Origin of the sequence: Streptomyces sp. NPDC048417 (assembly GCF_040651615.1) — a bacterium.
In the GTDB taxonomy this organism is placed as follows: Bacteria; Actinomycetota; Actinomycetes; order Streptomycetales; family Streptomycetaceae; genus Streptomyces.
Genome location: NZ_JBEZKI010000042.1, coordinates 69,947 through 94,914, shown reverse-complemented (window position 1 = coordinate 94,914; position 24,968 = coordinate 69,947). Strand labels below are relative to the sequence as shown.

General features: G+C 72.8%; 22 protein-coding genes. 9 read left to right on the top strand and 13 right to left on the bottom strand.

The window, feature by feature from the left end:
* Nucleotides 1-129: 129 nt before the first annotated feature.
* Genes AB0D59_RS44765 through AB0D59_RS44755 form a run of 3 tightly spaced genes read right to left on the bottom strand, consistent with a single transcriptional unit; the run spans nucleotide 130 to nucleotide 3,631 of the window.
* Entirely contained in the window at nucleotides 130-2,649 is a 2,520-nt protein-coding gene (locus AB0D59_RS44765) for an ABC transporter permease (protein WP_362577321.1), read from the bottom strand.
* Between the two features lie 5 nt (nucleotides 2,650-2,654).
* Complete coding sequence (locus AB0D59_RS44760) at nucleotides 2,655-3,404, bottom strand: ABC transporter ATP-binding protein (RefSeq protein WP_362577319.1); 750 nt, start codon at nucleotides 3,402-3,404, stop codon at nucleotides 2,655-2,657.
* Nucleotides 3,401-3,631 (bottom strand): hypothetical protein, encoded by a 231-nt coding sequence (locus AB0D59_RS44755; RefSeq protein ID WP_362577317.1) that lies wholly within the window; start codon nucleotides 3,629-3,631, stop codon nucleotides 3,401-3,403. The genes AB0D59_RS44760 and AB0D59_RS44755 overlap by 4 nt, the downstream gene beginning before the upstream one ends.
* Nucleotides 3,632-3,815: 184 nt before the next feature.
* Here AB0D59_RS44755 and AB0D59_RS44750 point away from each other — a divergent pair, with 184 nt between their 5' ends.
* Complete coding sequence (locus tag AB0D59_RS44750) at nucleotides 3,816-5,072, top strand: sensor domain-containing protein (RefSeq protein WP_362577315.1); 1,257 nt, start codon at nucleotides 3,816-3,818, stop codon at nucleotides 5,070-5,072.
* 7 nt (nucleotides 5,073-5,079) lie between these two features.
* Nucleotides 5,080-5,742: a response regulator transcription factor gene (locus AB0D59_RS44745; RefSeq protein ID WP_362577327.1), complete on the top strand. Its 663-nt coding sequence runs from the start codon at nucleotides 5,080-5,082 to the stop codon at nucleotides 5,740-5,742.
* Between the two features lie 15 nt (nucleotides 5,743-5,757).
* Here the strand turns inward: AB0D59_RS44745 and AB0D59_RS44740 are convergent, their stop codons facing one another.
* The gene (locus AB0D59_RS44740; protein ID WP_362577313.1) at nucleotides 5,758-6,798 is read right to left on the bottom strand and encodes an NlpC/P60 family protein; all 1,041 of its coding nucleotides are present in this window, start codon (nucleotides 6,796-6,798) and stop codon (nucleotides 5,758-5,760) included.
* Nucleotides 6,799-7,043: 245 nt separating this feature from the next.
* Between AB0D59_RS44740 and AB0D59_RS44735 the strand changes: the two genes are divergently transcribed.
* Entirely contained in the window at nucleotides 7,044-8,096 is a 1,053-nt protein-coding gene (locus AB0D59_RS44735) for a chitinase (RefSeq protein WP_362577311.1), read from the top strand.
* Between the two features lie 323 nt (nucleotides 8,097-8,419).
* A complete protein-coding gene (locus tag AB0D59_RS44730; RefSeq protein WP_362577309.1) occupies nucleotides 8,420-9,304 on the top strand; it encodes an LLM class F420-dependent oxidoreductase in 885 nt (294 codons plus the stop codon).
* A 99-nt stretch (nucleotides 9,305-9,403) separates the two neighbouring features.
* Here the strand turns inward: AB0D59_RS44730 and AB0D59_RS44725 are convergent, their stop codons facing one another.
* Nucleotides 9,404-9,889 carry a nuclear transport factor 2 family protein gene (locus AB0D59_RS44725; RefSeq protein ID WP_362577307.1) on the bottom strand — a complete coding sequence of 162 codons (486 nt, stop codon included), beginning with the start codon at nucleotides 9,887-9,889 and terminating at the stop codon, nucleotides 9,404-9,406.
* Between the two features lie 157 nt (nucleotides 9,890-10,046).
* Here AB0D59_RS44725 and AB0D59_RS44720 point away from each other — a divergent pair, with 157 nt between their 5' ends.
* Entirely contained in the window at nucleotides 10,047-10,895 is an 849-nt protein-coding gene (locus AB0D59_RS44720) for a LysR family transcriptional regulator (RefSeq protein WP_362577305.1), read from the top strand.
* A 111-nt stretch (nucleotides 10,896-11,006) separates the two neighbouring features.
* Here the strand turns inward: AB0D59_RS44720 and AB0D59_RS44715 are convergent, their stop codons facing one another.
* The 3 genes from AB0D59_RS44715 to AB0D59_RS44705 form a co-directional block, all read right to left on the bottom strand.
* A complete protein-coding gene (locus AB0D59_RS44715) occupies nucleotides 11,007-11,777 on the bottom strand; it encodes an SDR family oxidoreductase (RefSeq protein ID WP_362577303.1) in 771 nt (256 codons plus the stop codon).
* 131 nt (nucleotides 11,778-11,908) lie between these two features.
* Nucleotides 11,909-13,549 (bottom strand): RNA polymerase subunit sigma-70, encoded by a 1,641-nt coding sequence (locus AB0D59_RS44710; protein ID WP_362577301.1) that lies wholly within the window; start codon nucleotides 13,547-13,549, stop codon nucleotides 11,909-11,911.
* A gap of 24 nt (nucleotides 13,550-13,573) precedes the next feature.
* Nucleotides 13,574-14,149, bottom strand: a complete 576-nt coding sequence (locus tag AB0D59_RS44705) for a TetR/AcrR family transcriptional regulator (protein ID WP_362577300.1) — start codon at nucleotides 14,147-14,149, stop codon at nucleotides 13,574-13,576.
* A gap of 147 nt (nucleotides 14,150-14,296) precedes the next feature.
* Between AB0D59_RS44705 and AB0D59_RS44700 the strand changes: the two genes are divergently transcribed.
* Nucleotides 14,297-15,316, top strand: coding sequence for an aldo/keto reductase (locus tag AB0D59_RS44700; protein ID WP_362577298.1), 1,020 nt, complete (start codon nucleotides 14,297-14,299; stop codon nucleotides 15,314-15,316).
* 19 nt (nucleotides 15,317-15,335) lie between these two features.
* Nucleotides 15,336-16,205, top strand: a complete 870-nt coding sequence (locus tag AB0D59_RS44695; protein ID WP_362577296.1) for an LLM class flavin-dependent oxidoreductase — start codon at nucleotides 15,336-15,338, stop codon at nucleotides 16,203-16,205.
* Nucleotides 16,206-16,235: 30 nt separating this feature from the next.
* On the opposite strand, the gene pip is transcribed toward AB0D59_RS44695, so the two are convergent.
* From pip to AB0D59_RS44670, 5 genes are all read right to left on the bottom strand, one after another.
* Nucleotides 16,236-17,201, bottom strand: coding sequence for a prolyl aminopeptidase (gene pip, locus AB0D59_RS44690; protein ID WP_362577294.1), 966 nt, complete (start codon nucleotides 17,199-17,201; stop codon nucleotides 16,236-16,238).
* A gap of 373 nt (nucleotides 17,202-17,574) precedes the next feature.
* The gene (locus AB0D59_RS44685) at nucleotides 17,575-17,862 is read right to left on the bottom strand and encodes an SCO5918 family protein (protein ID WP_362577292.1); all 288 of its coding nucleotides are present in this window, start codon (nucleotides 17,860-17,862) and stop codon (nucleotides 17,575-17,577) included.
* A 221-nt stretch (nucleotides 17,863-18,083) separates the two neighbouring features.
* Nucleotides 18,084-19,613: a DEAD/DEAH box helicase gene (locus AB0D59_RS44680; protein WP_362577290.1), complete on the bottom strand. Its 1,530-nt coding sequence runs from the start codon at nucleotides 19,611-19,613 to the stop codon at nucleotides 18,084-18,086.
* Between the two features lie 179 nt (nucleotides 19,614-19,792).
* Entirely contained in the window at nucleotides 19,793-19,996 is a 204-nt protein-coding gene (locus AB0D59_RS44675; RefSeq protein ID WP_031482971.1) for a cold-shock protein, read from the bottom strand.
* 232 nt (nucleotides 19,997-20,228) lie between these two features.
* Entirely contained in the window at nucleotides 20,229-20,567 is a 339-nt protein-coding gene (locus AB0D59_RS44670) for a helix-turn-helix domain-containing protein (RefSeq protein ID WP_362577288.1), read from the bottom strand.
* A gap of 744 nt (nucleotides 20,568-21,311) precedes the next feature.
* Here AB0D59_RS44670 and AB0D59_RS44665 point away from each other — a divergent pair.
* Nucleotides 21,312-21,755, top strand: coding sequence for a hypothetical protein (locus AB0D59_RS44665; protein WP_362577286.1), 444 nt, complete (start codon nucleotides 21,312-21,314; stop codon nucleotides 21,753-21,755).
* 400 nt (nucleotides 21,756-22,155) lie between these two features.
* Entirely contained in the window at nucleotides 22,156-24,954 is a 2,799-nt protein-coding gene (locus AB0D59_RS44660) for an AAA family ATPase (RefSeq protein ID WP_362577285.1), read from the top strand.
* Nucleotides 24,955-24,968 lie beyond the last annotated feature (14 nt).

Below are 24,968 nucleotides of genomic sequence, written 5' to 3'. Positions count from 1 at the left end.
GGACCCCCTGTTCAGTAGCGATGGCTCGCCAAGAGCCTAGCCCGCAGTTTTCAGCGCGCGCGGCATCCTGCGATCAATCGCGGGTCAGGCCGTAAAAACCAAAAGACGGGGCGCTGCAACTCGACCCTGTCAGGCACCCACCCGCACGGCCTCCGCCGGAGGCACCCGCAGGGCGCGTCGCGTCGGCAGTTCGATCGTGACGTACGACGTGACGATCACCGTCACCGCCGCCGCCGGGAGCAGCCACACCGGGCCCGCCGGCCACGGGCGGTGCAGGAAGCCCTGGCCCAGCAGCGCCAGCGGCAGCGCGGACAGGGCGAGGCCTGCCGCCAGCGCCGCCAGCGCGATCACGCCGGCCTCCCGGCGCATCATCGCGAGGATCTGCCGCGGCGTCGTACCGACCAGCCGCAGCGCGGCGATCTCCGTGCGCCGCTGGGCGGTCGCCGCGACCAGCCGGTTGGCGATGCTGAGCAGCAGATAGCCGAGCAGGACGACGATGACCGCCAGGTTCACCCACATCTCGGGCGGCATGTCCGCACCTGCCCGCGGGGCCGTGTCCGACAGAGCGAGGCCGGGACGCGTGGCGGCCAGGGCGGTCAGCGCGCGGTCGGCCCCGGCGGAGCCGTCCGTGCGGACCAGCGCGCTCTGGTCGAGGCCGCTCGTGGTGTGCCCGGTGGCCAGGTCGTGGGAGAGGACGATGGGGCCGAAGCCGAGCCCGCGGTCGTACACGGCCACCACCGTCGCCTCGACGGGCGCGCCGTCGCCGAGGAACAGCTTGATACGGGCCCCCGGTTCGGCGTCGCGCGGGCCCGCCACCTCACTGCTGACGGCCACCGTCGCGCCGGTCAGACCGGTCAGGCCGCCCCGCGTCACTCCCAGGTCGAGGACGTCCTTCGCGGCCGGGGTCAGGATCAGCGCGGAGGCGGACTCGGTCTGGGGATCGCCGAACTGACGGAACGGCCAGACCACGGTGGTCGTGCCGACGGGCGCCGCGGCCCGCACGCCCGGGAGCCGTCGTACGGCGGCGAGCGTGTCGGCCGGCAGCCCGCCCAGCGCGGGGGCGCCGAGGCGGTACTGGCCCAGCGTCCCGGTACGGGTGTCGTCCGAGGTCGCGGCCAGCACCGTGGTCTGCGCGAGCGTGTACGTCAGCACGAACACGACCGCCATGGCGAGCGGGCTGACCACCCCGGTGACCCGCTGCGCGTACGCCCGGACGTTGGACAGGGCCAGCCAGGTGGGTGCGGACACCCCGGGGCGCAGCCGTCGTACGACCGCCTCGCCCGCCGTCCGGACCAGCGCGGGGCCCGCCAGCGCCAGGCCGATCGCAGCGACGATGCCCGCGATGGAGGTGGCGGAGGCACCGATCAGGGTGCGTTGCAGCAGTGGGGTGACGGACAGGGCGCAGGAGGCGGCCAGCAGCGACAGGCCCGTGACCGTACGGGACCTGGACGGGGTGCGGGGTTCGCTGCGGGACTCGGCGACCGCCTCGGTGGCCGGCATCCTCGAGGTCCGCCAGGCCGCGCAGCGGGCGGCGACCCGGACGACCGCGACGAGGAGGACGACCGTCACCAGGGCCGGGAACGGACTGAACGTGAGGGGCAGTTCGGGCGGCAGCACGTCCCGGTGGACGAGGAGCGTGCGGAAGCGGGCGGCGAGGACATAGCCGAGGGCGATGCCGGGGACCAGGGCCACGGCCGTCACCGTCGTCGACTGGGCGGCGGCCAGCCGGCGGATCTGCCGCGGCGTCGCCCCGACGGCCCGCATCAGCGCCAGGTCCCGGCGCTGGCCGGCGATCGCCACGCCCAGCGCGCCCGCGGTGACGAACCCGGTGATCAGCAGGACGATTCCGCCGAGGGAGCCGGACAGCAGGATCAGCAGGGAGCGGGCGGAGCCGACGCCGGGGGCCGCGGCCGTCCCGCGGGCGGCTCCGGTGAGGACCTTCAGACCGGTGCCGGAGACGGCTTCGCGCGCCGCCGAGGCGACCTGCTCCGCGGTCCCGGGGCGGGTGCGGAGGCCGACGAGGCCGACGGTGCCCCGCCGGGCGGGGCCGCCCAGTTGCGCCGCCCTGCCGTCCGTGAAGTAGAGGCCCGCGTCCGGCGCGTGGACCAGGGCCGAGACACGGTAGGCGGTCGCGGGGGCGCCGCCGGCGGTGACGCGGACCTCGTCGCCGACGGCCAGGCCGGTGGAGGCCGCCACCGCCACCTCGGCGGGGGCCGCCGGGGCGTGGCCCTCGATGCGCGGGCCGGCGAGCAGCTTCGTCGAGGACCAGCCGTGGCCCGCCGTCGCCGGGTCCTCGCCGGCGACCGGGACGAGCTGGCCGCGCGGGTCCGTCACGGCGGCCGGGAAGCCGAGGTCGCCGACCGCGGCCGTGACGCCGGGCAGCTTCGCCAGCCGGTCGGTGAGGGCGGCCGGGACCGTGGCGCGTTCCGGCAGGGCGATCGGGAGGTCGCCGGGGACGTGGTACTCCTGGTCGGCGGCGACCACGACGTCCGCGCCGCCGAGCCGGCCGGGCGGCAGCTGGGAGCGCAGGCCGGACTCCGCCAGCACACCCGTGGCGGTGATCAGGGCCGCGCCACCCAGGACCGCGCAGGCCACGGCGAGCAGCGAGGCGAACCGGTGGGCGGCCATCCGCAGGGCGAAGTGCAGCACGGCGCTCACCTCTCGCCCAACGCGGCCAGCCGGATCGCCAGTTGGGAGGCCGCCGGACGGTCCATGGCCTCGACCACCCGGCCGTCGGCCATCACCAGCGCCGTGTGCGCGCGGGCCGCGGCGGCCGGGTCGTGGGTGACCATGACGACGGTCTGGCCGAGGTCGTCGACGAGCGTCCGGAGCAGGTCGAGCACCTGGTGGGCGCTGCGCAGGTCGAGCGCGCCGGTCGGCTCGTCGGCGAACACCACCGCCGGGCGCGCGGCCAACGCCCGTACCAGGGCGGCCCGTTGCTGCTGGCCGCCGGAGAGCTCGGCGGGGCGGTGGTGGAGCCGGTCGGCGAGCCCGACCCGTTCGGTCAGGGTACGGATCCAGTCCCGGTCGGGTCGGCGGCCGGCCAGCCGCAGCGGCAGCGTGATGTTGTCCTCGACGGAGAGGGACGGGATCAGGTTGTAGGCCTGGAAGACGAAACCGACGCGCTCCCGGCGCAGTTCGGTGCGCTTGGTCTCGTTCAGCCCGGCGATCTCCCGGCCGTCGATACGGACGCTGCCCGAGGTCGGCGAGTCCAGTCCGGCCGCGCAGTGCATCAGCGTGCTCTTGCCGGACCCGGAGGGGCCCATCACCGCCAGGAAAGTGCCGTGCTCCACGGTGAGCGACACCTCGTCCAGGGCCCGCACCCCGCCCGGGTACGTCTTGCCCACGCCCGTCAGCGCGATGGCGGGGGCCCGGCGGGCGGTCTTCACGGTGGCCGTGTTCATCGACGCCCCCGCAGCCGCCGCGCCACCAGGATGCCCGCGCTGAGCAGGGTCACCACACCGCAGGCCAGGTGCGACCAGACGGGCACACCGCCGTACGAGGTGGCCATGTTGGCGCCCGCGCTGAGGACCAGCAGGGACCACAGCAGCACGCGGACGAGGTCCGCGCCGCCGCCCGGCTGGTCGACGGGGGGCGGGCTGGTGAGGCGACAGGGATCGGTGCTGGCCACGGGAACCTCCGGCTGGGGGCTGACGTCCTGCGTTACGGGCATCGACGCTACGGACCGTGACCGCCCTCGGCCGATCCCGTGGACCGCCCGGTTCGAGGTACAGCAGGCTGTACCTTTCGGGCCGGACCACCCCGGCCAACTGCCGTACGCCCTAAGGTTCCTGACGACGGAGGGAGGGGCGCGAATGGCTGTCACCAAGGTGCGGGCCGAGGGTGTCGGGGCCCTCGCCGGACGGACGCTGCGCGCGGCGGGCGGTGCGATCGCCGAACTCGTCAGCGGGCTCGGTACGGCCGCCCCGGCGTTCGGCCTGCTGCTCCTGTTCGCGGTGACGGCCGTGACCGCACCGCTGGGCGTGGGCATGCTCCTGGCCCCGCTCGCGCTGCGCGCGCTGCACGCCCTGGCCGGCCGGGAGCGGGCGCGGCTCGGTCGCCGCGGGCCCGAGGTCGTCGCCCCCGGGCCGCCGCCCACCCGGCCGCGGCTCGCGCTCACCGACCCCACCACCCGGCGCGAACTGCGCTGGCTGCTGCGGCACGGCACGCTCGGCCTGCTGCTGGGGCTGCTCGGCTTCCTGCTGCCGCTCTCCGCCGTACGGGACACGCTCTTTCCGCTGTACTGGCGGTTCATGCCCCAGCACACGACCGCCACCTCCTTCGGCTACGGCGTCGCGCACTCCTGGGCGGACGCCGTCGCCGTCGGCGCGTTCGGGGTCGGGTCGATCGCCGTCATCCTGGGGCTGACCCCCGGCATGACCCGGCTCCAGGCGGACCCGGGGCGGCGTCTGCTGGCCGCAGGACCGGACCAGGACCTCTCCCTGCGGGTCGCCGAACTCACCGCCACCCGCGCCGCCGCCCTCGACGCGCACGCCACCGAACTGCGCCGGATCGAGCGGGCGTTGCACGACGGCACCCAGAACCGGCTGGTCTCGGTCACCGTGCTGCTCGGCGCCGCCCGCCGCCAGGTGGCCCGCGACCCGTCCCGCGCCGACGAGATCCTGGAGCGCGCCCAGTCCGCCGCCGAACAGGCGCTGGCCGAACTGCGCACGGTCTCGCGCAGCATTCTGCCGCCGGTTCTGGACGACCGAGGACTTGCGGGCGCCCTGTCCGGCCTGGCCGCCGAGTCACCGGTGCCGTGCCGGATCGACGTCGACGCCCCCGAACGCTGTGCCGCCTCCGTGGAGGCCACCGCCTACTTCGTCGTCGCCGAAGCCCTCACCAACGTCGCCAAGCACAGCGCCGACCGGGCCACGGTCGCCGTCCGTGCCCGCGGCGGCCGGCTCACCCTGACCGTCACCGACGACGGCCGGGGCGGCGCCGACTCGGCCGGTGGCTCCGGGCTGACCGGCATCCGCCGCCGGGTCGCGGCGCACGACGGCACCCTCCGTCTGACCAGCCCGGCAGGCGGCCCGACCACCCTGGAAGCGGAACTGCCCTGTGGAACTTGAGCCGGCCTTGCGGATCGTGATGGCCGAGGACGACCCGCTGTTGCGGGAGGGCCTCGCCCTGCTGCTGCGCGCCGAGGGCGTCGAGGTGGCCGCCACCGCCGGGACGCCGGACGAGGCGCTGGACGCCATCGACGCGCACCGGCCCGACGTGGCCATCCTGGACGTCCGGATGCCGCCCACCCACACCGACGAAGGGATCCGCGCGGCCGTGGAGGCCCGACGCCGCCACCCCGGCCTCGCCGTGCTCGTCCTGTCTGCGTACGTCGAGCAGAGCTTCGCCACCCAGCTGCTCACCGGCGGGGTCGGCGGCCTCGGCTATCTGCTCAAGGAACGGGTGGGCCGGGTCGAGGAGTTCCTCGACGCCCTGCACCGGGTGGCGGACGGCGGCACCGCGATCGACCCCGAGGTCGTCGCCCAGCTCTTCACCCGCTCCCGCCAGGACACCCGCCTGGAACGGCTGAGCCCGCGCGAACGCGACGTACTCGCCCTGATGGCCGAGGGCCTCGGCAACTCCGCGATCGCCGAACGCCTGGTCGTCACCGACGGCGCCGTCCACAAGCACATCCGGTCCATCTTCGCCAAGCTCGACCTGTCCCCGGCCGACCGGGTGGACCGCCGGGTCGCGGCGGTCCTGCACTACCTGGAGGACGCCCGGGCCAGATCCCGCTGAGGTTTTCGCGGCAGGTCAGACGCGGACGCCGAACATGAACGGGCCGCCGATGGTGCTCATCGACTCGTAGCGGACCACCGTGCCGGTGCGCGGGGCGTGCAGGATCTGCCCGTTGCCCGCGTACAGGCCCACGTGGTGCAGGTCGTTGAAGAAGAAGACCAGGTCGCCGACCTGGAGGTCGGACGTCGAGTAGATCCTGGTGCCGATCCCCGTCTGCGACTCGGACGTGCGCGGGATGGAGACCCCGGCCTGCGCGTAGGCCCAGGAGGTCAGGCCCGAGCAGTCGAAGGAGGACGGGCCGGTGGCGCCGTAGACGTAGGGCGTGCCGAGCTTGGTCTTGGCGGCGGCGAAGGCGGCCGCGGCCCGGCCGGTGGCGGAGGTGTCGTTGCCGAGGTCCACCCGCTCGCTGGAGGAGCGGCTGGCGCGGTCCTGTTCGGCGGCGAGCGCGGCCTTCTCGGCGGCGGTGAGGCTGTTGAGCAGCTTCTGCGCCTCGGCCAGCTTGGCCTGGACTTCCTTCTTCTTCGCACCGAGTTCGGTGCGGGTGGCGGCCAGGTCCTTGAGCGTGCCGGTGGCCTCCGCCCGCTCCTGCGCCAGTTCGCGCTGTTTGGCCTGGATCTTCTTCAGCGTCTCGACCTGCTGGCCGCTCAGCTGGTCCAGGGTGGAGGCCTTGTCCAGGTAGTCGTCCGGGTCGGCGGAGAGGAACAGCTGGAGGGACGGGTCGAGGCCGCCGCTGCGGTACTGGGCGGTGGCCATGGAGCCGATGCCGTCCCGCAGTTCGTTCAGTTCGTCCTGGCCGCGCGCGACCGAGTCCTGCAGCGCGGAGATCTGCTTCTGGAGCTTCTCCTGCTTCTCCTTGGCCCCGTTGAACTTCTCGGTGGCCTGCTCGGCCTCCTCGTACAGCTTGTCGACCCTGGACTTGACCTCGCCCTTGCTCGGCTTCGCGCCGGGCGCGGCGTCGGCAGCCTGTGAGGAGAGGACCACGGCGGCAGCGGCGGCGGTGGTGAGCACGGTGACCCGAGCACGGCTCGGCTGCTTGGGACGACGGTGGAACGCCACGGGGGCGATCTCCTTCCGAGCGAGGAGTCGAGCGACGGATCAAGTAAGGATCGAGCGGTGGTTCAACTAGTAGTACGAGCCCCAGACATTAATGACTCTCTTATGTTCAGTTCAAATCTCCGCATGGAAGAAATCCGGCCACCGGTCGTCAACTGGCCTTCTCCGCCCATCGGGTCACGGGGCGTCGGGCCGGTGATTGTTAGGGACCTTGACAGTTAATTGGTCTAGTCCAAATATGGGCGCCCATGAGACGCACTCGTGCCCTGCGGGCCGCCCTGAGCGCAATCGCCCTGTCCACCGCCCTCGTTGCCCTCGGATCAGGCGCCGCGCACGCCTCCTCGCACCACGCCGCGAAGCCCATGCCCGCACGGGTCGCGGCGCCCTACTTCGAGGCCTGGACCGGCCAGAGCCCCGCCGCGCTCGCCGCCGAGTCCGGCAACAAGTACCTCACCCTGGCCTTCCTCCAGACGCCCGCGGCGGGCTCCTGCACCGCCGACTGGAACGGCGACACCACCCAGCCGATCTCCCCGTCGTCCTTCGGCGCCGACATCGCCACCCTCCAGGCCCGCGGCGGCAACGCCATCCCCTCCTTCGGCGGCTACAGCGCCGACACCACCGGCACCGAACTCGCCGACAGCTGCACCGACGTGGACGCCATCGCCGGGGTGTACGAGAAGCTCGTCACGACGTACGGCATCTCCCGCATCGACCTCGACATCGAGGCCGACTCCCTCGCCGACACCGCCGGAGTCGACCGCCGTAACCAGGCGATCGCCAAGGCGGAGCGCTGGGCCGACCGGACCGGCCACCCGCTCCAGTTCTCCTACACCCTGCCGACCACCACCAAGGGCCTGGCGGCCACCGGCCTGGCCGTTCTCCAGAACGCCGTCGCCCACCACGCGCGCGTGGACGTCGTCAACATCATGACCTTCGACTACTACGACGGCGCCACCCACGACATGGCCGCCGACACCAGGACCGCGGCCGACGGCCTGCACGCCCAACTCGCCGCCCTCTACCCGCACAAGAACTCCAGGGAGCTGTGGGGCATGGTCGGCGTCACCGAGATGCCCGGCATCGACGACTACGGCCCCGCGGAGACCTTCACCACCCAGAACGCCGTGGAGGTCGAGCGCTGGGCCGCCGCCCGGGGCATCGACACCCTCTCCTTCTGGGCCCTCCAGCGCGACAACGGCGGCTGCGTCGGCACCGGCGGCTCGAACTCCTGCTCCGGGACCGCCCAGGACACCTGGCAGTTCAGCCACACCTTCGCCCGCTTCGCCGGTCTGGGGCGGTAGGGCCCCGGCCACCCCGGAGTTCACCGGACTCCCGTACCACCCGAGCATGTTGTCGAGGGCGTCCACACCCTGTGGACGCCCGTTCCGTCGCGAGCTGTCGGCGCTGCCGAAGGGGCCGCTGTCGCAGGTGAACCCGTGGTGTGCCCGTTGCCGTAGGCGATGTCGCGCCGCACCACGCGGTTGACGGCGATGCGAGGGTGTTCAGGGACTGATCGCCAAAGGTGTTCAGGGAGGGGATCCTCGAGGGTCCTGGTGGCGGTTATTTCGATGGCGATCGGAATGGCGGTCGGTGCCCGCCGGTTGTGGCTGGTATGAACGAGATCGTGGACAAGACAGACGAGGCAGACAAGACAGGCAAGGCAGACGAGGCGGCCAAGATCCAGCTCGGTGCCATCGGCGTGTGGCGCCACGAGGACACCGGGCCCGGCCTCGCCGTCGAGCTGGAACGCCTGGGCTACGGCACGCTGTGGCTGGGCAACGTGACCGACCCGGACCTGGCCGAGGCCGAGCGGCTGCTCGACGCCACCGAGACGCTGGTCGTCGCCACCGGCATCGTGAACATCTGGTCCAACCCGGCCGACCGGGTGGCCCGTTCGTACCGCCGTATCGCCGAGCGCCACGCGGACCGCTTCCTGCTGGGCATCGGCGCGGGTCACCCGGAGGCGACCAAGGAGTTCGTACGGCCGTACCAGGCCCTGAACGACTACCTGGACGTCCTCGACGAGGCCGGCGTCCCGGTGGCGCGCCGCGCCCTGGCGGCCCTCGGCCCCCGGGTACTGCGCCTGGCCGCCGACCGCACGGCGGCCGCCCACCCCTACCTCGTCACCCCGGACCACACCCGCCAGGCACGCGAGATCCTCGGGACCGGACCGATCCTGGCCCCCGAGCAGAAGGTGGTCCTGGAGACGGACCGCACCCGGGCCCGAGCCGTCGGCGACGGAACCCTCGGCTTCTACCTCGACCTGTCCAACTACCTGGCCAACCTCCGCCGCCTGGGCTTCGACGACACCGACTTCGCGGACGGCGGCAGCGACCGACTCTTCGACGCGCTGATCCTGCACGGCGACGCGGCCCGGGTGGCGGAGGGCGTCCGCGCCCACCAGGAGGCGGGCGCCGACCACGTGGCGCTCCAGCTGCTGCACCCCGCGGACACCGACCCGTCGCCGGGGTACCGGGCGCTGGCGGAGGCGCTGGGGCTGGCAGGCTGAGGGGCGAGGGGCGAGGGAGCGGCGGAGCCGCTGCTTCCCGGCCCGGTCGAGTTCCGTGCCCCGGTGCCGCCGTACCGCGGGTGGATGATCGCCTGGACCTCACCCTCCTGGCAGGACCAGGGGCTGGTCCAGGAGGATCGTGTGGTGGAAGATGCGCCAGGCTCCGCCGACCCGGCGCAGTCGCGGCTGGTAGTAGCCCGACTCGATCGGGGTGATCGTGCCCTGTGCGCCGGACGCCCCCGCGGGCCAGCCCTCGGCCGGGCGCTCGTGCCCCTGGATGGTGAAGACGACGAACTGGGCGTCGAGCGTCGCCTCGTCGCCGTCGACCTCGATGATGTGGTCGTGGGTCGTGTGGTGGCTCCACCCGCGCGGCGGGTGCGGGGCCATCAGCCCGGCGACGGCCTTGCCGATGGCCTCGGCCCCGGTGAGCTCGGCGAGCTTCTCCCGCTTACCGCCGTTGTTGTAGTAGCTCTCGGCCACGGCGTCCGCCACGAACAGCGCGGACATCGCCGCGCCGTCGCGGTGGTCGACCGCTCGCACGTACCGGGCCAGCACCTGGGCCACCGCGCGCTCGTCGTCCATCATTCTCTCCTTCGACTTCTCGTCGGTCCGGAACGGTCGGTCCGGAACGGTCGGTCCGGAACGGTCGGTCCGGAACAGTCGGTCCGGAACAGGTCCAGCGTGCTGCCCTGACGGCGGGGAGAGCGATGCAGACTTCGGCACGGATCATTACCCTGAAGGTATGGATCGGGTCGAGGTACGACAGCTCGAATACTTCATCGCCGTCGCCGAGGAGCTGCACTTCGGCCGCGCCGCCGAACGGCTCGGCATCGCGCCCCCGCCGCTCTCCCGCGCCATCGCTCAACTGGAGCGACGCCTAGGTGTCAGACTTTTCGAGCGGACCAGCCGACGCGTCGATCTCACGTCGGCGGGCGAGGTCTTCCTCGCCGGGGCCCGCAAGGCGTTGCAAGCGATCGACCGCGCTGTCCAGCAGACGCTCCATGCCGCCCGCGGCACCTTGCGCATCGCCGTGGCCCCGGGCATGGGCTCCGGGTTGCTGCGCGACATCCACCGCCGCTACCAGGCACGCCACGGCCACGACACGATGCAGCTGATCTTCACCCGCGACCAGGCCACGGCCGTACGGAACGGGCAGGCCGACGTCGCCCTGCTCTGCGGGACCGAGGACCTCCGCGACCTCGAGAGCAGCGACATCGCCCAGGAGCACCCGGTGGCCCTCCTGCCCGCGCACCATCCCCTCGCGGCGCGAAGCGAGGTCTCCCTGTCCCGCTTGCGCAGCGACCCCGCCTACCTGTCCGAGTGCCCGGTGACCGGCCTGGACGAAATCGTCGACCGCGTGGCACTCGGACGGCTCGTCGTCGTGGTCGGCCACAGCGCCACCGATCGTCTCGGCTCCGCTGTCGTGGGAGTTCCGGTCACCGGCCTGCCGCCGACCGACCTGCTGCTCGCATGGCCGGCGGAATCCCGTGACCGCCGGATCGCGGAACTCCTTGAACTCACCCGCACCGCGACGACGCCGGTGCCGCGGCCGACCATGGTCAGCGTCGCGACCACCCCCGCCGCAGGCTGAATGGCGTCACACACGACGCCAGGGCACCGGTCCGGTCCACGACGTCGCCCACCAGGCCGACGGGACCACCCCGAACACGGCGTGGCGACCACGTCCACGCCTACGCCGGCGTCAGCTGGGGAACATCCCGGCCGTCGCGTTGACCCAGGTGCCCGTGAGCGCGACCCCGGCGTCCGAGGCGAGGAACGTCGCCAGCGCCGCGATGTCCGCGATCCGCGGGGAACGCCTCGTCATCCGCAGCGAGTCCAGATGGGCGCGGATACCGTCTACCGCCGCCTCGTCCATCGCCGGGGCGCCTGCCGCGCTCAGCTTCTCCGGGGTGAGGGTGTCGGTGACCCCGGCGGTCCAGATCCCGCAGACCCGCACGCCGGACGGGCCGACCTCCTGGGCGAGCTGCCGGATCAGCGCGTCGATCGCGCCGTCGGCCGCGCCGGTGCCGCCGAGCATCGGGGTGCCGTTGTGGGAACCGCTGTTCAGGGCGAGGATCACGCCCGAACCCTGCGCGGCCATCCGGCGGGCGGCCGCGCGGGCGGTGAGGAACTGGCAGGCGATCCCCCGCGCCACCGGCCGGGTGTAGTCCTCGACCGACATCTCGGTCAGCGGGACGCCCTGGAGGTCTCCGCGCGGTACGAGGTTGAGCGAGACGTCGATCCGGCCCGCCCGCTCGACCACGGCGGACGCGTGCGCCTCGACGGCGGCCTCGTCCTCGGCGTCGACCACGTCGAACTCGGCGCCGGTCCCGGCCGCGACCTCCCGCAGCGTGGCCTCCGTACGCCCGGCCAGGAACACCCGCGCCCCGGCCCGCGCGTACTCCCGTGCCACCCCGGCCCCGAGAGCACCGGCTCCGCCGTACACGACGGCGACCTTGTCCTTCAGCAACATGACTGGTGAGCTCCGTTCGGCTTCGTGAATGTCCGTCGCTCATAGGACGCACGGCAGCCGCGAACTCATCGGTGTCATCGGTGTCATCGATCCCCATGGATCCGCATCAATTCGCATCGATGGGGATCGATTCAGAAGGTCATCGGCAGTCCGAAGGCCGGGAACAGATGGGGCTCGAAGGTGGTGATCTCGGCGATCCGGCCGTCCTCGATCCGCAGTACGTCGATGAGCTGGGCGCGGAAGACGCTGGTCCCGGGCCGTTGCAGGTAACCGGCCACGGCGGGCTGGCCGTTGGCGCGTACGGGCAGGTGACGCCAGTGGCCGGCGAACATCGGGGACGCCGGGTCGAGGTGGGGACGGACGAAGCCGAAGAGCGCGTCGCGGGAGGTGAACCAGAACGCGTTCGGGGGCATGGTGAGCACCGCGTCCTCGCGTACGAGGTCGACCATGGCGTCGATGTCGGCACGGGCGGCGGCCTCCACGTAGCGCTGGAGCAGGGCCAGGTCCGTGGCGCTGGGTGCGGTCGCCGGGGCCGACCAGTCCTCCCGGCGTCCGGGAAGCGCCTCCCGCAGGGCCGAACGGCCGCGCTGTACCGCGCTGTTGGCCGAGGCGACGCTCGCACCGAGCAGGTCGGCGGTCTCCTGTGCCGACCAGCCGGCGACATCGCGCAGGATCACCGCAGCCCGCTGCCGGGGCGGGAGTTGCTGGATGGCGGTGAGGAAGACCAGTTCGAGGGTCTCACCGGCCACGGCCTGCGCGTCGGGCTCGTGCTGCGGCGCGGCCGGCTCGGGCAACTGGTCGTCGGGAAACGGCTGCAGCCAGGGCGTACGGGGAGGTGGGGGACCGTCGCCCGAGTCCATGCCCGGCACGGGTTCGTAGGGGACCGGGCGCCGGTTCTGCCTGCGCAGGAAGTCCAGGCACAGGTTGGTGGCGATCCGGTACAGCCAGGCGCGGGCGTTGTCGACACCGTCCAGGGTCTCCTTGGCCCGCCAGGCCCGCAGGAACGTCTCCTGGGTGAGGTCCTCGGCCTCGTCGTAGGACCCGAGCAGCCGATAGCAGTGCACGCGGAGTTCGCGCCGGTGACCTTCGACGAGGGCGGTGAACGAGTCGTCACCCGAGACCGACCCGGCCCCGTCTTCGAAAAGCGTCACGGCGACGGGCGTGACGTTTTCCGGGACAGGGGTGACGCTTTCCGGCGCGGGGTGCGTGACGATTTCCGCGTCGGCGGCCGTGACGACTTCGAGGCCGGCGGCCGTGACGACTTCGAGGCCGGCGGGCGGGACGTTTTCCCGGTCGGGGTGCGTGACGCCTTTCGCGCCGGCGGCGGTGCCGCTTGCCGTGTCCGTGTCCGGGTCCGTGGGTGTGACGCTGCCCGGGTCCGCGGGTGTGACGCTTGCCGCCTCGCTGGCTCCGACGGCATCCGGGGTGGGCTCCTGCCCCGCCTCCGCCTCCGCCTCAGCCTCCGCGTTCCGTCGCTGCCCCGCCGTCGGGCTCGGCTGCTGTCCCGCCTCCCGGGCGAGGCGTCGTAGCTGTGCGAAGCGGGTGGTGAGGCCCTCCACGTCCGCGTGGAACGCGGTTCCGGGTGCCAGCCGTACCCGCCCCAGCCGATCCCCGAGGTCCGAGAGGAGTTCCCTGGCCGGTGGCACGCCGCCCGTCCGCCGCCGTTCCCGGTAGGCCCGCTGGCGGCAGGCCTGGGAGCAATAGGACGCGGTCCGTCCGGGGCCGCCGCCGCTCTCGATCGGCCGGCCGCAGACGCCGCAACGGTCACTCATGCCTGGCACCTCGTGCCCAGCACCTCATGCCCGGCCCAGCCCCGTGACGAGGAGGGCGACGAGACGGCGGGCGTCGTAGCCGGGGTCGTTCTCCGCGCCGATGCAGAGGTTGCCGACGCCGCGCATCAGCTCGACGGCGGCCAGGTCGGTGTGGATCTCGCCGGACTCGGTCGCCGCGTCGAGGAGCCGGGTGCAGACCGGGACCAGGCGGTCCAGGAAGTAGGCGTGCAGGGCGTCGAAGCCCGTCTGGTCGGAGCGCAGGGCCGCGGCGAGGCCGTGCTTGGTGACCAGGAAGTCCACGAAGAGGTCGATCCACCGGCGCAGCGCGTCGTACGGGCTCGGCGCGCCGGCGAGCAGGGCCGGGCCGGCCTCGGCGCAGGCCTCCACCTGGTGCCGGTAGACGGCGATGATCAGGTCCGCACGGGTCGGGAAGTGCCGGTAGATCGTCGCCGTGCCGACGCCCGCCCGGGCCGCGATGTCGCGTACCGGTGCCTCCACGCCCGACGCGACGAACGCCGCCGCGGCCGCTTCCAGCAGGGTCGTCTCGTTGCGCCGGGCGTCCGCCCGGCGGGGCCGGACCGCCTGCTCCTCGTCCTTCATCGTGCGTTCCTCATCGTGTGCTCCCTCCGCCGTCACCCTATCGGGGCGTTGCTAAACGGGACAGCGTTCCGTATCGTCGAAGACACGAAACGGGACATCGTCCCGCTTGTCTGTACGTCATGTTGCGTCATGTGAGGAGACTCGGTCATGCAGTACCGCACCTTGGGCCGTACCGGTGTGCAGGTCAGCGCGCTCGCGCTCGGCGCGATGAACTTCGGCGCGATCGGGCGCACCACCCAGGAGGAGGCGACGGCGCTCGTCGACGCCGCCCTGGACGCCGGGGTCAACCTGATCGACACCGCCGACCTCTACGGGCAGGGCGAGTCGGAGGAGATGGTCGGCAAGGCGATCGCCGGCCGCCGTGACGACCTCGTGCTGGCCACGAAGGCGGGCATGCCGATGGGCGACGAGCGCAATCACCGCGGCGGTTCACGGCGGTGGCTGGTCACCGAGTTGGAGAACAGCCTGGTCCGGCTCGGCGTCGACCATGTGGACCTCTATCAGATACACCGCTGGGACCCGGCCACGAGTGACGAGGAGACCCTGTCGGCGCTGACCGATCTGCAACGCGCGGGGAAGATCCGCTACTTCGGCTCCTCGACCTTCCCGGCCTACCGGATCGTGCAGGGCCAGTGGGCGGCGCGCGAGCACCACGTGAGCCGGTACGTCACCGAACAGCCCAGCTACTCCCTCCTCCAGCGCGGCATCGAGACCGATGTGCTGCCGGTGACGGAGGAGTACGGGATGGGTGTGCTGGCGTGGAGCCCGCTGGCCTCGGGCTGGCTGTCGGGCGCCGTGCGCAAGGGCAGGGAGATCACCACCAGCCGGTCCAGGATCCTTCCCGACCGCTTCGACCTCACGCTGCCCGCCAATCAGGCCCGGCTCGACGCCGTGGAGCGGCTCGCCGCCGTCGCCGAGGAGGCCGGACTGACCCTGGTCCAGCTCGCGCTCGGCTTCGTCAGCGCGCACCCCGCCGTCACCAGCGCCCTCATAGGCCCCCGTACCGAGGACCACCTGAACTCCCAGCTCGCAGCCGCCGACACCGTGCTCTCCGCCGACGTCCTCGACGCGATCGACGCGATCGTCGCCCCCGGCACCGACCTGGCCGCCCACGAGAAGAACGACACCCCACCCGCCCTGCTCGACCCGGCACTACGCCGCCGCTGACTCTCCCAGGAGCACCACGATGACCACGGAACCCCGCTTCGGGATCATGACCGCTCCCATGCAGGTGTCCTACGACGATGTCCTGCGGGTCTGGCGGGAGGCGGACGCGATCCCCGAGATCGAGCACGCCTGGCTGTTCGACCACCTCATGCCGATCGGTGGCGATCCCGACGGGCCGATCCACGAGGGCTGGACGCTGCTGTCCGCCCTGGCCGCCCAGACGCGACGCCTGCGTCTCGGTCTCCTGGTGACCAGCAACCGTTTCCGGCCGCCCGCGATACTCGCGAAGATCGCCACGACCGTCGACGTCGTCTCCGGCGGCCGGCTCGACTTCGGCATCGGCGTCGGCTCACGGCCGCATCCGCCGGAGGCCCGCCGCGAGTATCCGGCGTACGGCCTGCCCTTCACCCCTCCCGCACAGGCCGTCGAGAGCCTCGCCGAGGCCTGCGCCCTGATCCGCCGTCTGTGGACGGCCGACGAACCCTTCGACTTCCACGGCAGCCACCACCAGCTCACCAGCGCCTTCGCCAACCCCCAACCCGTCCAGCGCCCCCATCCCCCGATCCTGATCGGCGGCCGTTCGGCGGCGACCCTCCGGGTGACCGCCGAACACGCCGACCTCTGGAACATCCCGGGCGGCGACATCGAGGACTGCGTCAGCCGCAGTGCCCTCCTCGACCGCTACTGCGCGGAGATCGGCCGCGACCCCGCCGAGATCACCCGATCCATCCACCTCTCCGTCTCCTACGACCGCCCGGAGGCGACCCGCACCGCGATCGCCGAGGCGCTGGGCGCCGGCTTCCGGCACATCGTCCTCGGCCTGCCGGCCCCGTATCCGGAGGGAGTCGCGCGCTGGGTGGCGGACGAACTCATCAGCAAGGAGGCCTGACCTCCACGGACAGGAGGAACCCAGCCCCGGTCACCCCCTGCTCTCACCGAACCGCGCGATCGCCGTCAGGACCGCCTGGTGCATCGCGGGACTGCCGGTGTGGCCGGAGTCGTCGATCACCTTCAGTTCCGCGTCAGGCCAGGCTTTGGCCAGTTCCCACGCCGTCTTGAGCGGGCTGCCCAGGTCGAGCCGGCCGTGGATCAGCACCCCCGGGATCCCGGCCAACCGGTGGGCGTCCCGGAGCAGTTGGCCGTCCTTCAGCCAGGCGTCATGGGCGAAGTAGTGCGCGCAGATCCGGACGAAGGCCATCAGTGAGTCGTCGGGCCGGTCGCTGTAGGCGCCGGGACTGCCCAGTACCTCGTGGGCGATGACGGCGTCCTCCCAGGTGCACCAGTCACGGGCCGCCTTGACCCGGATCGTGTCGTCGGTACTGTTCAGCAGCCTGTTGTAGGCGGTGACGAGGTTGCCGGCGCGGTCCGCGGCGGGCAGGGCGTCGCGGAAGGCCTCCCACGGGCCGGGCAGCAGGCGGCCGACGCCGTGGTAGAGCCAGTCGGTCTCCTCCGGGCGGGTCATGGTGACACCGGCGATGACGATCCCGGAGACCCGCTCCGGGTGGCGTTCGGCGTAGGCGAGGATGAGCGTGGAGCCCCAGGAGCCGCCGTAGAGGAGCCAGCTCTCGACGCCGAGGTGCTCGCGCAGCCGCTCCATGTCGGCGACGAGGTGGTCGGTGGTGTTGTGGGCGAGGCTGACGGCGGGGTCGGAGGCGTGCGGCCGGCTCTCACCGCAGCCGCGCTGATCGAAGAGGACGATCCGGTAGACCTCGGGGTCGAACAGCCTGCGGTTGCGGCGGCCCCCGCCGCTGCCGGGACCGCCGTGCACGCACAGGGCGGGCTTCCCCTCCGGGTTACCGCTGGCCTCCCAGTAGATCCGCTGGCCGTCTCCGACATCGAGGAGCCCATGGTCGTACGGCTCGATGGGCGGAAACTTCTCGGGCATGGCGATCTCCTCCAAGACTGTCTGGGAACAGCCCTATTCCACACCGGAGTTGGCCGGGGAACCGGGAAAGAGGGGGAAGAGAGGGAAGAGGAGGCAGCGGGCGAGAGGAGGCAGCGGGCCAGAGGCGTGAGGCCGTGATCGGCGTCGTCTCCAAGGCGTCACCGGCGTTCGCCGGGCGTGTCGTACCGGTTGCCGCCGGGCAGCCCCGCGGCGACAACCGGCTGAGCGGGCCGTGCGGGGCTTGTGCGGTGTGCGGCTCGTTGCTGAACCGACGGCCGCTTTTACCGGAGCCCGGCCCGCTCAAGAGCCGGGTGCCACATCTGAGGCTTTCCAACCCGCGAACCGCGCATTACTCGCGGTCGCCCGGCAGGTGTCACCAGCCGAGGGCGTCCTCGTCGGCGCGCGCCTCCCGGGGCGGCGTGACCGGGCGGGGGTCATGACAGGTGAAGCCGAGGCGGGTCAGCGCGCGGCGCATTTCCAGCGTCGTGAAGTCACGGCGGTTCTGCCGGGTGATCACTTCGCCGACCTGCATCACGGGGTAGACGCGGCCGTCGATGGTCACGCCGACGCCCGTGACGGGTTCGGGCGTGTGGCTGCTCATCGACTGCTCGACCTCGCTCTTCGTCAGGTCGAAGGGGAAACGGGCGATGACAACACGCATGGATGCCTCCTCAGGGGGCGACCGCGGGGCGCGGCGGGACGGGGGTTCGGACGGCGGTCAGGGGTGAGGGCGAGAACGCCCGGGGTGTATCCGTGTGCGTTGATCACGGGGGACACGTCCGGGGTGCGGTCCAGCGTCGGGGCGGACGGGACGGGCGTCGGCGCGGCCTGTCCGCCGGGAGCGCAACCCCGTGCTCCGGCTGTGCGCTGGTCCTCCTTCGACTACGAGTCGGCCCTTGAGGTGGTACGGCGTGTGCGGGCGGCGGACGACCGGCCTCCGCGGCCACGGCCCCGGCCACGGCCGGCGGATCGCGCGCCTTCGCGTGGTGTGTCGGCGGTCGGCGCGGCCAGGGTGACGGGCACACCCGAGGGGGTGCGGGCGCCGGTGATGCGATGCAGTTCGGCCTCACCGGGACGGACCTGGACCGCACGCGCGGTGACTCCGGCGTCGGTCATCAGGCGGTCCACGGCGCGCCGTTGGTGCGGCAGGACGAGGGTGACGACGGTGCCGGTCTCGCCGGCACGGGCGGTACGGCCGCCGCGGTGCAGGTAGTCCTTGTGGTCGGCGGGCGGGTCGACGTTGACGACGAGGTCGAGGCCGTCGACGTGGATACCGCGGGCGGCGACGTTGGTGGCGACGAGGACCGAGACGTGGCCGTCCTTGAACTGGGCGAGGGTCCGGGTGCGCTGCGACTGGGACTTGCCGCCGTGCAAAGCGGAGGCCCGCACACCGACGGCGAGCAGCCGCTTGGCGAGCCGGTCCACCGCGTGCTTGGTGTCCAGGAACATCAGCACGCGCCCGTCCCGGGCGGCGATCTCGGTGGCGGCGGTCTCCTTGTCGGCGTCCCGCACATGCAGCAGGTGGTGCTCCATGGTGGTGACCGCGCCCGCGGAGGGGTCGACCGAGTGCACGACGGGGTCGTGGAGGTAGCGGCGCACCAGGAGGTCGATGTTCCGGTCCAGGGTGGCCGAGAACAGCAACCGCTGGCCGCGGTCGGGGACTTGGTCGAGCAGCGCGGTCACCTGCGGCATGAAGCCCATGTCGGCCATCTGGTCGGCCTCGTCGAGGACGGTGACGTTGACCTGGTCCACCCGGCAGGCGCCCCGCTCGATGAGGTCCCGCAGGCGGCCGGGCGTCGCGACCACGACCTCGGCGCCGGCGCGCAGGTCGCTGATCTGACGGCCGATCGACATGCCGCCGACCACGGTGGCGAGCCGCAGCCGCAGGGCACGGGCGTAGGGGGTGAGCGCGTCGGTGACCTGCTGGGCCAGCTCGCGGGTGGGGACGAGGACGAGGGCGAGCGGCTGCTTGGGCTGGGCGCGCTGCCCGTCCAGGCGGGCCAGCAGCGGCAGGCCGAAGGCGAGGGTCTTGCCCGAGCCGGTGCGGCCCCGGCCCAGGACGTCCCGGCCGGCCAGCGCGTTCGGCAGGGTGGCCGCCTGGATCGGGAAGGGGACGATCACGCCTTCGGTGCGGAGGGCGGCCAGCAGCCGTTCGGGCATGTCCAGTTCGGCGAACGTCTCGACGGCGGGCAGCGGCTCGGTGAGGGTGACCGGCAGCGCGAACTCCTGGCGGCCCGGGGCGGAGCGCTGGGCCTGGCCGCCGCTCTTGCGACCGGTGCCCTGTCGGGAACCCTGGTGGCCCGATCCCTGCGAACGGAAGCGGCTGCCGGGGGTGGAGCCTGTCGAGCGCGTGGTGGTCCGGTCCGTGCGGTGGCGGCCGGAAGTGCCGCCCGTGCGGCGCGTGCGGTTCAAGTAGGAACCTTCCTCGATGCGGCGTATCGAGGAATTCCGGCCGGCGGACAGGTTTCCGCGCGAGGAATCACAAGAATGAGCCGGAGAAAAAAAGAGAAAAGCTGGGGCCCGCACCCCAAGAGCGCGGGCCCCAGCCTCAAAACGCGCGAGCCCGAGGCTCGCTACGGTTCGCGTCAGCTTCAGGCAGGAACGATGTTCTCGGCCTGCGGGCCCTTCTGGCCCTGCGTGACGTCGAAGGTCACCTTCTGGCCTTCCTGAAGCTCGCGGAAGCCCTGGGTGGCGATGTTCGAGTAGTGGGCGAAGACGTCGGGGCCGCCACCCTCCTGCTCGATGAAGCCGAAGCCCTTTTCCGCGTTGAACCACTTCACGGTGCCAGATGCCATATTGAATCTCCCTTGAGGGGCAGTGCCGGACTCCGCACTTTACGAAGCCGAGTCGCCGCGATGATCACCCCTCCGGAATGATCCGGAAAGCTTTACAAAGAAAAAATTTCTCTGGCAACCAAAACTGCAACTGCTATCACGCTAACACAGATGGGCTGTAAGCGGCCATGTGTTTTCGGGGCCGCACGGTAATTCTAGTGCCGCTGGCACCCGTATTTCTGTACTGGCGGGACTAGGTATCGGTGCCGCACCCGTCGAGCTTCCGGCTTATCTCCCGGTTCAGCCGGAGGGCGTCCGCCAGCTGGTTCTCCAGGGAGATGATCCGGCACGCGGCCTCGACGGGGGTGCCTTGGTCGACCAGCTCCCGGGCGCGCGCCGCGACGCGCAGCTGACGGCGGGAGTACCTGCGGTGACCTCCTTGTGAACGCAGGGGAGCGATCAGCCCGGTCTCGCCCACGGACCGGAGGAAGGCGGGGGTGGTGCCGAGAACGGCGGCGGCCCGTCCCATGGTGTAGGCGGGGTAGTCGTCATCGTCGAGGTTGCCGGCGACAGGGGCGTTCTCAGCGGGCATGACACCTTCGTTTCGGGGACGCGGCGGGGGACCCGGGCGGGCCTGGCACCGGTCTTCGAAGGATTCGGCACCATCCGCGTCGCACGGCAACCCTAACTCCGGCAGCCCTGGACATGTGGCTCCGCCGTGACAGATTTCCGTTTGCCGTCGAGCCTTTGCACCGCGTGGGTGGCCGGCCCCCGCCTGGCGCATGATCAGTCCATTCGGCGTATCGCCCAGGCCGTCACCGTCGCCAGGGCCGCGGCGGCCACCGGTGAGGCCGCGCGTGCAGGGGTTGGCGAGGTCGGGGCAGGTGGCCTGCAGCCGGTCGATGAGCTCGGTGCGGACCCGCGTGCCGGCGCCGTCTCGAGGTCGGCCGGGTGGCGGCGCCGTCTCGAAGTCGGCCGGGTGGCGGCGGCTCTCGTCGAGCCGGTGGCGGGCGTCGTCGCCGCCCGCCACCGCCCGGCTGCGTGCCCGGCTCAGACGATGGTGTGCCCGGCTCCGACGGTGGCGTGCCCGCCCCCACGCGTCCGGCGTGACGCCCGGTGCGTCCGGCGTGACGCCCGGCGTGTCGGCGTCGGCGGGTGCAGTCATGTTGCTGATACCACCCCGCGGTGCGCTGTCGAATGCTGGTGGTCATGAACCCGAACGCGGACACATCCGGCAGCGGCGCGCGCCCGCCCAGCGGGCGGGAATCCACGTGGTAGCGCCGGCCGCAGGCCGGGTCGGGCCGCCCGTCATAAGAAGGAGCAGAAGGAGTACGCCATGCCGATGATCGACGTATATGCCACGAGCGGCACGTTCCCGGACAAGCATCAGCTCGCCCGGGACCTCGCCGCGGCCCTGATGGCCATCGAGGAGGTCCCGGACATCCCGATGTTCCGCCAGAACACCGCCGCGTTCGTCCACGAGCTGCCGGCCGGCGACCTGTCGAACGTCGACGGCGCCTCGAACCACGTCCGCGTGCAGGTGCTGACCAACGCGGGTGCTCTCGACCGTGACAAGCAGCTCGCGGTGGTACGCCGGTTCACCGGCATGATCGCGGACGCCGCCGCCGACCCGGCCCTCGCGGACCGCACCTGGGTGCTGCTGACCGAGGCCGTGCCCGGCGGATGGGGGCTGGCCGGACACGCCCACACCAACGACGAACTCGTCGCCGCGGCCCGTCAGCAGATCGCGGAGTTGCAGGCGGCGGCCGGGGACCGGTGACGCGGTAGTACCCGGCGCCGCAGTCGGCGGATCTCGGCGCGCGGCGCGTTCAGCGGGTGCGGATGGCGGGCGTGCGGCGGACATGCGGCGGACAGCGGAACACGCTCGCCCCGACAGCCGGGCCGCTGGAGCTTGGTGTGGTCGGGGATGCCCCAGGTGCACACCGCGTCGTGCTGCGCCCGCCGGGAAGGTGCGGTCGGCTTGCCGCTGCCACGGTCCCCGCAGGCCCGCGCACGGTTCGCGCACCCGCGTTCCCCCGCAGGCGACGGGGATCGCGCACCCGCCTTCCCCCGCAGGCGCCGGGGATCGTCCCCGCATTCCCCGGTATGCCGCGCGGCAGCCGTCCGGTACCGCCCTGTGCGCGGCCTATATTGGGCCGGGTGAGGGTGGCGTTTCCGCGATGACCGGCAAGGACACGACCGTGGTCGGGCGGCGGGCGGAGCTGTCCCGGCTGCGGGAGCTGGTCGCCCCGCCCCACACGGAGAGCCACGTTCTGCTGCTCCTCGGCGATCCGGGCCTGGGCAAGACCGCCCTTCTGGCCGAGGCCGCGCGGGCGGCAGGGGCGGCCGGGATGCAGGTCCTGGCGACCACCGGCCGGGAGTCGGAACGGGACCTGGCGTTCGCCGGACTGCACCAGTTGCTGCGCCCGGTGCTGGACCGGGTGGCCGGACTGCCGCCCCGGCAGGCGGAGGCGCTGCGCGGCGCGTTCGGGTTCTCCGCCGATCCCGCGCCGCCCGACCCGCTGCTCACCGGGATCGCCGTACTCACCCTGCTGTCCGAGCTGTCCGACGAGCGGCCGCTGCTGGTCGCCGTCGACGACACGCAGTGGCTGGACCGTGCCTCGCTCGACGCGCTCGCCTTCACCGCCCGCCGGCTGGAGTCGGAGCGGCTCGTGCTGCTCGCCGGTGCGCGCGGGCACGTACCCCCCGCCGGTTTCGAACGCGACCTGCCCCAGCTGCTGCTACGGCCGCTGACCCGGGTGGACGCGGGCCTGCTCCTGGACGCCCAGCCGTGCCCGCCGCACGGCCGGCTGCGCGAACAGGTGCTCGCGCAGGCGGCCGGCAATCCGCTGGCGCTGATCGAGCTGGCCCGGATGATCGCCGCGGATCCCGACGCGGGGCACCGCTGGACCGCCGAGCCGCTGCCGCTGACCGGGCAGCTGACCGCGATCACGGCCGCCCGGTACGCCACCCTGCCCCCGGCGGCCCGGTCCGCGTTGCTGCTCGCGGCCACCGCCGACAGCCCGGACCTCGCCACGGCGATACCGGGGCTGTCCGCCGACACGCTCGCCCCGGCGGAGGCGGCGGGCCTGATCCGGCTGGACACCCCGGGCCCGCGGTTCGCCCATCCGCTGACCCGCTCGGCCGTCTACCACGCCGCGACCTTCGCCGAGCGGGCCGCCGCGCACCGGCAGGTCGCCGACGCGCTCCGCGGCCAGCCCGACCGGCACGCCTGGCACCTGGCCGCCGCGGCGCTGGAACCCGACGAGAAGCTGGCCACGCTCCTCGAGGAAAGCGCGGCCCAGGCACAACGCCGTGGCGGTGCCGCCGCTGCCGCCCGCGCCCTGGAACGCGCCGCCGGGCTGAGCCCCGCCGAACCCGACAGAGCCCGCCGGCTGCTGGCCGCGGCCGACCTGGCCCGGTCCGCCGGACAGGCCGACTGGGTACGGGAGTTGGCGGGCCGGGTGCTCACCCTGACCTCCGACCCCGATCTGCGGATCGCCGCCCGGCTGGACATCGGCTGGTCGCTGCTGTGGTCCAACCGCAACGCCGACGCGATCGACACCCTGCTGTCCGTCGCCGCCGAGGCCGCCCCGAAGCTGCCGGCCATCGCCTGGCGGGCCGCCTGGATGGCCGCGACGGTCGTCCACCAGACCGGACTCCCGGAGGTTCGCGCCAAGGCACGCGCGGCCCTTGACGCTCTTGACGCCCTCGACTTCGGGGACGGGTCCGAGGACTGGCCCGCCGCCCGTGCCGACGAGTACCGCCTCTGGATCCGGGCCTGCACGGACCCGTTCGGCGAAAGAGTCGAGATCGTGTCCCGGCTGCGGCGGCTGACGGACGGATCGCGGGGGTCCCATGGATCCCACGGACCTCTCTTCGACCCGGGCACGGTCGGTGCCGCGGCCTGGGTCCTGGACGAGACCGAACTGGCGGTCAGGGTGCTGCGCGAGGCGCTGAGCCGGCTGCGTGCCCCGGGCGTGCGCGGCGCCAGCGGCGGGGTGCTGTCGGCCCTGGAGTGGGCGTGTGTCGACAGCGGGCGCTGGGACGACGCGCTCGCCGCCGCCCGTGAGGCGGGTGACATCGCCGCCGCCTACAAGATGGAGACCGTCGCGGGCTCGGCCGACCTCACCACGGCCGTCGTGGCGGCCCTGCGCGGCGACCACGAGCAGGTGGCACCGCTGCTGGCCCGCGTGCGCGCCGCCGTGGACACCTCCGAGTACCGCGGGTTCGCCGCCAGGGTCTGGCAGGCGGCCGGGCTCGCCGCACTGGCCCAGGGCAACCACGTCACCGCCTACGCCCAGCTCAGCCAGCTCTTCGCGGCCGACGGCACCCCCCTGCACCACCACTTCTCGTATCTCGCCGTCGCCGACCTCGCCGCCGCCGGGGCGCGCTGCGAACGGCACCTCGAAGCACGGACGGTGCTGGAGCGCGCGCTGGCCCGGCTGAAGCCCGCGCCCGGACCGCGTCTCGAACAGCTCACCGCCCGGGCCCGCGGGCTGCTCGCCGAACCCGACGACGCCGAGGCCCACTTCGCGGCGCCGCTGGCCGATCCCGCCGGGGACGCCTGGCCGTTCGAACGGGCCCAGCTCCAGCTGGACTACGGGGAGTGGCTGCGCCGGCGCCGCCGCATCAACGACGCGAAGCCCGTCCTCGCCACCGCCCTGGAGACGTTCCGCCGCCTGGGCGCCGCGCCCTGGACCCGGCGCGCGGAGTCCGAACTGCGGGCCTGCGGTGTCCCCGTGCACGCCCCGCCGGCCGCCCCGGGCGCGCTGGACGGACTCACCGCCCAGCAGCGCGAGATCGTCGTACTCGCCGGACACGGCCTGACCAACGGAGAGATCGCCGACCGGCTGTTCCTGTCCCCGCGCACGGTCGCCTCACACCTGTACCGCTCCTACCCCAAACTGGGCATCGCGGGCCGCCATCAACTCCGCGCCCTCATCGACCGGCAGAGCACGCCACAGGCCGGCGGCTAGTGCCGTGCCGGGCG

Excerpts from the sequence above, each read along its gene's own strand:
- AB0D59_RS44760 (WP_362577319.1), bottom strand. The coding sequence starts at position 3,404 with ATGAACACGGCCACCGTGAAGACCGCCCGCCGGGCCCCCGCCATCGCG.
- AB0D59_RS44750 (WP_362577315.1), top strand. The coding sequence starts at position 3,816 with ATGGCTGTCACCAAGGTGCGGGCCGAGGGTGTCGGGGCCCTCGCCGGA.
- AB0D59_RS44735 (WP_362577311.1), top strand. The coding sequence starts at position 7,044 with ATGAGACGCACTCGTGCCCTGCGGGCCGCCCTGAGCGCAATCGCCCTG.
- AB0D59_RS44725 (WP_362577307.1), bottom strand. The coding sequence starts at position 9,889 with ATGATGGACGACGAGCGCGCGGTGGCCCAGGTGCTGGCCCGGTACGTG.
- AB0D59_RS44720 (WP_362577305.1), top strand. The coding sequence starts at position 10,047 with ATGGATCGGGTCGAGGTACGACAGCTCGAATACTTCATCGCCGTCGCC.
- AB0D59_RS44715 (WP_362577303.1), bottom strand. The coding sequence starts at position 11,777 with ATGTTGCTGAAGGACAAGGTCGCCGTCGTGTACGGCGGAGCCGGTGCT.
- AB0D59_RS44710 (WP_362577301.1), bottom strand. The coding sequence starts at position 13,549 with ATGAGTGACCGTTGCGGCGTCTGCGGCCGGCCGATCGAGAGCGGCGGC.
- AB0D59_RS44705 (WP_362577300.1), bottom strand. The coding sequence starts at position 14,149 with ATGAAGGACGAGGAGCAGGCGGTCCGGCCCCGCCGGGCGGACGCCCGG.
- AB0D59_RS44700 (WP_362577298.1), top strand. The coding sequence starts at position 14,297 with ATGCAGTACCGCACCTTGGGCCGTACCGGTGTGCAGGTCAGCGCGCTC.
- AB0D59_RS44695 (WP_362577296.1), top strand. The coding sequence starts at position 15,336 with ATGACCACGGAACCCCGCTTCGGGATCATGACCGCTCCCATGCAGGTG.
- pip (WP_362577294.1), bottom strand. The coding sequence starts at position 17,201 with ATGCCCGAGAAGTTTCCGCCCATCGAGCCGTACGACCATGGGCTCCTC.
- AB0D59_RS44685 (WP_362577292.1), bottom strand. The coding sequence starts at position 17,862 with ATGCGTGTTGTCATCGCCCGTTTCCCCTTCGACCTGACGAAGAGCGAG.
- AB0D59_RS44675 (WP_031482971.1), bottom strand. The coding sequence starts at position 19,996 with ATGGCATCTGGCACCGTGAAGTGGTTCAACGCGGAAAAGGGCTTCGGC.
- AB0D59_RS44670 (WP_362577288.1), bottom strand. The coding sequence starts at position 20,567 with ATGCCCGCTGAGAACGCCCCTGTCGCCGGCAACCTCGACGATGACGAC.
- AB0D59_RS44665 (WP_362577286.1), top strand. The coding sequence starts at position 21,312 with ATGCCGATGATCGACGTATATGCCACGAGCGGCACGTTCCCGGACAAG.
- AB0D59_RS44660 (WP_362577285.1), top strand. The coding sequence starts at position 22,156 with ATGACCGGCAAGGACACGACCGTGGTCGGGCGGCGGGCGGAGCTGTCC.